The sequence below is a fragment of the Clostridium sp. genome (assembly GCF_040797585.1).
GTDB lineage: Bacteria > Bacillota > Clostridia > Clostridiales > Clostridiaceae > Clostridium_Z.
Genome location: NZ_JBFNEO010000144.1, coordinates 1 through 7,461, shown reverse-complemented (window position 1 = coordinate 7,461; position 7,461 = coordinate 1). Strand labels below are relative to the sequence as shown.

Annotated in this window: 6 protein-coding genes, 1 other RNA gene and 1 pseudogene; all 8 read right to left on the bottom strand. The window is 29.1% G+C overall.

All coding sequences use genetic code 11. The features are described from left to right. On the bottom strand, positions 1-817 hold an 817-nt coding region (locus tag AB2369_RS09615), incomplete at its 3' end, for a hypothetical protein (RefSeq protein ID WP_367666265.1). Between the two features lie 686 nt (positions 818-1,503). Then, positions 1,504-1,875: RNase P RNA component class A (gene rnpB / locus AB2369_RS09610), an RNA gene on the bottom strand. A gap of 45 nt (positions 1,876-1,920) precedes the next feature. Then, the gene (locus tag AB2369_RS09605) at positions 1,921-3,006 is read right to left on the bottom strand and encodes a GIY-YIG nuclease family protein (protein WP_367666264.1); all 1,086 of its coding nucleotides are present in this window, start codon (positions 3,004-3,006) and stop codon (positions 1,921-1,923) included. A gap of 399 nt (positions 3,007-3,405) precedes the next feature. Then, on the bottom strand, positions 3,406-4,212 hold the full coding sequence (locus AB2369_RS09600) for a Nif3-like dinuclear metal center hexameric protein (RefSeq protein WP_367666263.1): 807 nt from the start codon (positions 4,210-4,212) through the stop codon (positions 3,406-3,408). Next, positions 4,203-4,901 carry a tRNA (adenine(22)-N(1))-methyltransferase TrmK gene (locus tag AB2369_RS09595; protein WP_367666262.1) on the bottom strand — a complete coding sequence of 233 codons (699 nt, stop codon included), beginning with the start codon at positions 4,899-4,901 and terminating at the stop codon, positions 4,203-4,205. The genes AB2369_RS09600 and AB2369_RS09595 overlap by 10 nt, the downstream gene beginning before the upstream one ends. 21 nt (positions 4,902-4,922) lie before the next feature. Beyond that, complete coding sequence (locus AB2369_RS09590; protein WP_367666261.1) at positions 4,923-5,810, bottom strand: PH domain-containing protein; 888 nt, start codon at positions 5,808-5,810, stop codon at positions 4,923-4,925. Between the two features lie 76 nt (positions 5,811-5,886). Then, entirely contained in the window at positions 5,887-6,951 is a 1,065-nt protein-coding gene (gene rpoD, locus AB2369_RS09585; RefSeq protein ID WP_367666260.1) for an RNA polymerase sigma factor RpoD, read from the bottom strand. 30 nt (positions 6,952-6,981) lie between these two features. Next, a pseudogene (locus AB2369_RS09580) lies at positions 6,982-7,461 on the bottom strand (DNA primase); the annotation flags it as partial.

Below are 7,461 nucleotides of genomic sequence, written 5' to 3'. Positions count from 1 at the left end.
GAATTGATGGAAATGCCTGTAATAATAATTTTTCTCCACTTAAAAGAAATATTATTGAAAACATTAAAAAACATATACTTAAATATAAAAAGCTTTTATCGCTTTTCATCATTAAATATATATTTATATGATAAATTGCAAGTAAAATTAATAGTACCGCTGCTGTTAATTCTAAAGAAGAAGTTGATATTGTTATAAATTTAATATCTTTCTTAAGTCCAAAATTTATTTCGTAAGGAATTTCGCCAAAAAAGTACTCGTGATTTGCCGTTTGTAAAATTATTTCAATTTCATCTCCTTGAATATTAAAATAAGTACTATAAGGTGCATTTCTAGGACTGTATCCATTACTTTTTTCAGCTGGATTTCCGCTACTTCCCTGAAGAGCTTCATTAATATATAATTTATTGCTCGTTTTAATATTTCCTACCTTCATCCCAAAGACTTCTTTTGAAGGTTTAATCTTTACTACTAATCTATAGGTTCCTATACCCTTATTTAATATACTTTCATTGTCTGTATTTTTTTTTCTTATCGATGGTATATTGACATACTTTATGGAATTATTCTTTTTATATCTTTCCTGCTTAAAATCTTTCGGTGTAAGAATTTCATTATCATAAAATTCCCACTCTCCGTTTAATCTTACATGTCCATTCTTCAAAAAATTCCATTCAGAAAGATTCAACCTACCTTTTTCTGCTACAGGTACATCCCTTAAAAATTTTTTTCCTTTAAAAATTCTAGGATCTAACAGGAAAATTTGAATTGTTATCATTATTAATATTACAATTCCTTTTAATATTCTTTTTATCAAACACTGTCACTCCTTCAAGTAGACAATAATTATTTCTTATAAATAGCTCACATATACTATATACCATAATGTGATTTATTTTCAAGTATTTACAATTATTTTTTAGATTTTCATTCAATAAATTTACGCTAGCTATTTTTTTATTATTCTACATGTTGCAATATTAAAATTTCATCTAATTTTTCTCCTCTTGTAGACTGGGATGTATCTAATAAAAATATTTAGTTTTTCCTTTCTTCTATTTATTTTCTAGATTCTAAAAAATTCTTAAGAGAGATTAGACTTTTATCATATTTTTTACTTTTAATTAAAGGAGGAATTACTAATGTATTCTCATATTAATAATATTTTAGGTGATATAAAGGAGAGTTATGATTCAGTTACTGTTCATGATCTATATGATGTTTAAGAAATTGAAATAAGAAAATTAATGAGAAATGAGTCTTTCTATAGTAGAAACTTCTTAAGTAGTGAGGTAATCTCTATTTGTAATGACTTAAATGTTTATTTAGAAAGGTTCTTATGAGCTCATAAGTTAAGTTACGTCATTCTCTATAGGAAGGTATGTGAAGCCACACTTTAATAAAGAAGTGCAGTAAAATACTACTGATAAAATAAAAAACATTTTGGGTGGCAAAAGAATGGCAAAATAAAAAACACTAAGTTAGAAACCTAGTGTTTTAAGTGGCACGAGCAAGTCTATAAGCCGAGTTCTGTATTTGACAATCATCTATCTAGGCCTATTGTTACCAATAGGCTCCAGCGACACACCCGATGGCGGGGCGGGCAGCCCCTTATGCCATCCTATTCGGTCTTGCTCCAGATGGGGTTTACATAGCCGCGAAGTCGCCAACGCGCTGGTGAGCTCTTACCTCCCCTTTCCACCCTTACCAGTTAACTAAAAAGTTAATCTCATGAAGAAATCTTCATTCTGGCGGTATATCTCTGTTGCACTATCCTTAGAGTCGCCTCCACTGGGAGTTACCCAGCACCCTGCCCTATGGAGCTCGGACTTTCCTCCCCTGACTTTAATCAGCGGCGATTGTCTGGCTTACTCGCAATACTAATATTATCACATAACTTTTATAAATGCAAATGGTTTTTTATTCATTAAATTTAATTAATTTCTTAATTTCTTCTTCTATAATTTTAGTATTATGTATATACGTATCCTCTAATACAAAAAAATTTAAATTATTATTTTTATTTTTTATATATGAATATATTATATTTGCTTCATCTATATCTTCCTTAGTCAAACTCAATGTATCCATGCTATTTCTCAAAAATATACTTCTTATTTTAACTGCATTGATATTTAAATCCCTATAAAACTCCTCTAACTTTATTTTTTCTTTATATAATATTTTATTTCCTTTAATACAAAAGATTTTTAAGAAGTTTTCATCTATTCTATTAATTACTATAACGCTTTTCATCTCTTTAGCTAAGTTTATAATCCCTTGAAGAGAAGTTATTATACTAATGTTATTTATAGTATCTCTTATGAGTTTAGCCTTTTCAAAATTTAAGACCAAGGATGCTGCTTCCATTTCCCCCTTTAAAATCTCTAGAAAGTCTTCATTTTCTTTATTTAATATCTCTTTTAATTTAAGTAAGTTATAGTTATATTTTTCCTGTTCTAATACTCCCTGGCAGACTACTCTACAATTATAAAAATCCCTTCCATAACACCTTGATTTTTTTAGAGGATTTTTAGAACACCTTATAAATGGTATAACTTCAAATATATTATCTAAGGTTTCTTTGATTAAACTTTGAGAACTATAAGGACCAAAGTAATAACTAGAATCCTCTTCTTTCTCTAAAACAATCTCAGGAAATCCATATAACTCATTTAAATTAATCTTTATATAACAATATCTCGAAGTATTTTTCATAAGACTATTATATACTGGCTTCATATCTTTAATAAGCTTACATTCCAGTAAGAGAGCATCTAGCTCTGTATCTGTAGTTATGTACTGAAAATCATGTATGTTTAAAACCAATTTCTCTATCTTAGATGGTCTATTTTTTAAATTGTAAAAATATTGAATAACTCTTCTTCTAAGCATCTTAGCTTTTCCAATATATATAACATTTTCTAAAGAATCTTTCATTAAATAAACCCCTGGTAACTCTGGAAGTTTCTTTGCTTTTTCCTTTAGATTATCATTGTTTATCATATTTTTTACCTAAGTTCCTTCCTCTTCAAGTGTTTCTTATAGATATACTCCATCTAAACCTAATTTTTAAGTAAACCATAAATTATTGGAATTTTAAGTTTGACCTAATGTACCGAGTGATGTAACTATATGTAAATATAAATTTTTCTTTATAAAAATACTACTTAATTCTAAATATTAATAAATTCTTAGAAAGTTAGTTCATTTTACATATTAAATTTATTTTCACAAAAAAAGTTACATGATAAAGTTGAATAAAATAACATATTTATCTCATAACTATTCTAACTTTACATATAACTCTTTCCTAAAGATTCTATTTACTTACTCTCATTTACAGTATTTAACTTATCTAACCTTCTGATAGTGAAAAGAACACCATATTAAGGAAGATTCACTCTATAAAATAACATTATAAGGCTCTTTATTTCTACTTGATATAAATACTTCTATATTTTCATCCTTACTCTTTAAATACTTTTCTATATTGTGTCCTATGGACTTAAATAGAGGCCACTCTGAGCTAAAATGTCCAATATCCATTATTGAAACACCCATCTCCATATAATCACTAACAAAGTGATAGGACGTATCCCCTGTTATTATAAGATCCGCTCCCTTAATTCTTGCTTTTTCAAAGAAATCCTGTCCACTTCCATTAACAACTGCTACTCTTTTTATTTTCTTATCCATGGCTCCCACAACTTTTATAAACTTTAAATCTAAAGCTTTTTTAGCTAGATCACACATTTCCTCTAAAGTTTTTTCTTTCTCAAGGTCTCCTATTCTTCCTATACCAGAATTTTCTTCAAAAGAATTCTTCTCTAAGATTTCATAGGTACTAAAACCTAACATATCCATTATGATATCATTCATACCATTTTTTGCCGAATCTAAATTGGTATGAGATGAGTATAAATTTATATCATTTTTTATAAGCTCTATTATCTTTCTTCCCTGAAGGGTATCTGTAGTAATTGAGGATGGCTTTCTAAATAATAAAGGATGATGAGTTATTAAAAGATTAACCCCTTTCTCCTTAGCTTCCTCTATAACCTCTAAGGTTGCATCTAAAGCAATTAGCACCTTATTTATCTTCTCTTCCTTATCCCCAATTAAAAAACCAACATTGTCATAGCTTTCTTTAAGCTTAACTGGTGCAATCTCGTCCATATATCCTATAAACTCTTTAATCTTTAAAGACATGATACCATCTCCTTAAGTTTTTGTAATTTTTCAGTAATCTGATCCTTTCTTTTTAATGCTCCCTCACTGTCATCCTTAATTTTTTCCAGTATAGAATTATACTTTTCTATCTTGCTATTTATATATTCAATATCTAAAGGATCTCTTCTTTCTAAAATATAAGGACTTACTTCAAAGTATATTGGATCTAGAACCTCTTTACTATTACCCTTTACCTTTGGACTAACCTTTATTATCTCATAATATATTCCTTCATCTAAGCATATCTTTTCGTCTAATATACTTATTCCTTTTTTAAATAAAAATTCTCTTAAAACTTCTGGATTCTGTGTAGGCTGAAGTATAGCAAAATCTAAGTTTTTAAAAACTTCATAACTGTCACATATTATATCTCTTATGAGATTCCCACCCATACCAGCAATTACTGCTCCTTGTACTTCATTTCTCTCCACTGTCTTAAGTCCAGAACCTAATCTACACTGAATATTTGATGCCAGCCCTTCTAAAGAAACATTGAGTTTTACCTTATTCACTGGTCCTTTATTTATATCAGATGCTATAGCCTTCTCACATATTCCTCTTTTTAGTGCCTCAATAGGAACATATCCATGGTCTGTACCCACATCTACTATTGCACCACATTTATCTATTAAATTAACTATAGTATTCAATCTTAAGCTAATATCCATTACGTTCTCCTTAGTATATTTTTACATATAAACATTTAATATTCTTAACTGCATAATAGCAAAAGCTGCTGCCAATATAATAGATATATACATATATTTATATGCAGATTTTTTATCATATTTTGAAGAAAAATAAGCACCGTAATACATACATACTAAAACTACCATATTTAATACTCCATAGGTCATCTGTCTAAATACAAATTGTTTTGCTGTGCCGTACTCTATAGCCATAAATGCTTCATTAAAATTTAATGGCATAGTTATAGGTAAATCCTTATTTAAATATAAAATAAAAGGATTTACAGTTAAAAATATTATAATTATAGTTGCAATTATAAATGGAATAAAAAATTTCTTTTCTTTAAAAAGTTTATTATTCCTTGCTTTTTCCACTTGGAATTCTTTTTCTTTTATATTCTTTGAGACTAAAATCTGTTTAAATTTCTCTACATTTTCTGGGGATATTCCAAAACTTATATCTTTTGTCTTTATATAAATTATGTCCTTAGAAGATGTTACATAAAGATAGGTAAGTCCTACCTTATCTATTATGCTTCTACCTACACAAAAAAAGTTGTTTCCTATGCCCGACAGTTTAATCCCCTTTATAGACCTCTTATGATTAGAATATCCTAATATATTTTTAAAAGGTATAACTTCCTTTTTTAATGAAAAAAGGCTATCTATTTCAATTTCATTGTCTTTTATAATATATTTTAATGAAAGTAATATGAAAAGATAATATATACAATATACAGTAAACACTATCATAAACACTTTTAGTAAGGTTATAATTACATAGGAGTTCATAAAACTTCCTATAAATAATATAAATAGGTTTACCACTATTATAGATATTATTATAAATAGAAGTCCGACCCCTACTCGCGGCTTATATATGTCCATTATTTTATCACCTCATACTAAAAATAATATATTACTAATTATATTACAAAACAAAGAAAAAAGCACCCACTAGGTGCTAATCTAAATAATCTTTTAATTTTTTACTTCTACTTGGATGTCTAAGCTTTCTTAGTGCCTTAGCTTCGATCTGTCTTATTCTTTCTCTTGTTACGTTAAACTCTTTACCTACTTCTTCAAGAGTTCTTGCTCTTCCATCATCAAGACCAAATCTTAATCTTAATACTTTTTCTTCTCTTGGAGTTAAAGTATCAAGAACATTTATAAGCTGCTCCTTAAGCATTGTAAAAGCTGCTGCTTCTGCTGGTGCTGGTGCATCATCATCTGGAATAAAGTCTCCAAGATGGCTATCTTCTTCTTCTCCTATTGGAGTTTCAAGAGATACTGGCTCTTGCGCTATCTTCATTATCTCTCTAACCTTATCTACAGGCATTTCCATTATCTTAGCTACTTCCTCTGGTTGAGGCTGTCTTCCAAGCTCTTGTAGTAATTGTCTTTCAACTCTTATAAGTTTGTTTATGGTTTCTACCATATGAACTGGTATTCTTATGGTTCTCGCCTGGTCTGCTATTGCTCTTGTTATCGCCTGTCTTATCCACCATGTAGCATAAGTAGAGAACTTAAATCCCTTTCTATAATCAAACTTTTCCACTGCCTTTATAAGACCAAGGTTTCCTTCTTGTATAAGATCAAGAAACATCATTCCACGACCTACGTATCTTTTAGCTATACTTACAACAAGTCTTAGGTTAGCCTCTGCAAGTTTTCTTTTTGCATATTGGTCTCCATCTTCTATCCTGTTTGCAAGATTTATTTCTTCCTCTGATGATAATAGCGGTACTTTTCCTATCTCTTTTAAATACATTCTAACTGGATCATCTATAGCAATTCCCTCTGGAATTGATAAATCTAATTCCTCTTCTTGAGATACTTCTTCAGAGATGTCCCCGATTACCTCTACCCCCATTGATTCAAGAACTTCGTAAATTTTTTCTATTTGCTCTGGAGTAATTTCTATATCCTCCAGCTCATCCATTATCTCCTTATAAGTTAAAGAACCTGATTTCTTACCCTTATCTATAAGTCTTTTTACCACAATCATCTTTGCATTTTTATCCTTCATGTTCCTGCCTCCCTCCGGTCATAAGCTTAACTATCCCCTTCCTAACTCTTTTTGTAGTTCCTTAAGCTTTTGAACATATTTTAAGGTTTCTTCTATCATACCTTTTGACTCAAATTCTTTTATCTTCTTCATGACTTCCTTAATAGTCTCTTCAAGCTTAAATTGCTTTATTTCATATATATAATCTTTAACAAGCTCTTCCTTCTGTCCTTCTTCAAAAATAAGAGTTAATTCCTTTATATTAATCCATTCCCTCATGATATCAACATCATTACATTTAGTTTCAATTAATTTAAATCTCTCTTTTAAATCTTTCACTTCTTGACTTTCTAAAATAAGCTTGTAAAGAATTTTATGAGCTTCCATTATAAAATCATCTGAATTCATATTACTACATATATATTCTAATGATTGGTTCTCCAACAGTAATTTAAGTATACTTCTAGTAGCTTTTACATAAGCTGACTCTACATATAATTTTTGTCTAAAATCATAGGAAGTATTCATATT

Coding starts and splice junctions, on each gene's coding strand:
- AB2369_RS09595 (WP_367666262.1), bottom strand. CDS start 4,901: ATGGATATTAGCTTAAGATTGAATACTATAGTTAATTTAATAGATAAA.
- AB2369_RS09600 (WP_367666263.1), bottom strand. CDS start 4,212: ATGTCTTTAAAGATTAAAGAGTTTATAGGATATATGGACGAGATTGCA.
- AB2369_RS09605 (WP_367666264.1), bottom strand. CDS start 3,006: ATGATAAACAATGATAATCTAAAGGAAAAAGCAAAGAAACTTCCAGAG.
- rpoD (WP_367666260.1), bottom strand. CDS start 6,951: ATGAAGGATAAAAATGCAAAGATGATTGTGGTAAAAAGACTTATAGAT.
- AB2369_RS09590 (WP_367666261.1), bottom strand. CDS start 5,810: ATGGACATATATAAGCCGCGAGTAGGGGTCGGACTTCTATTTATAATA.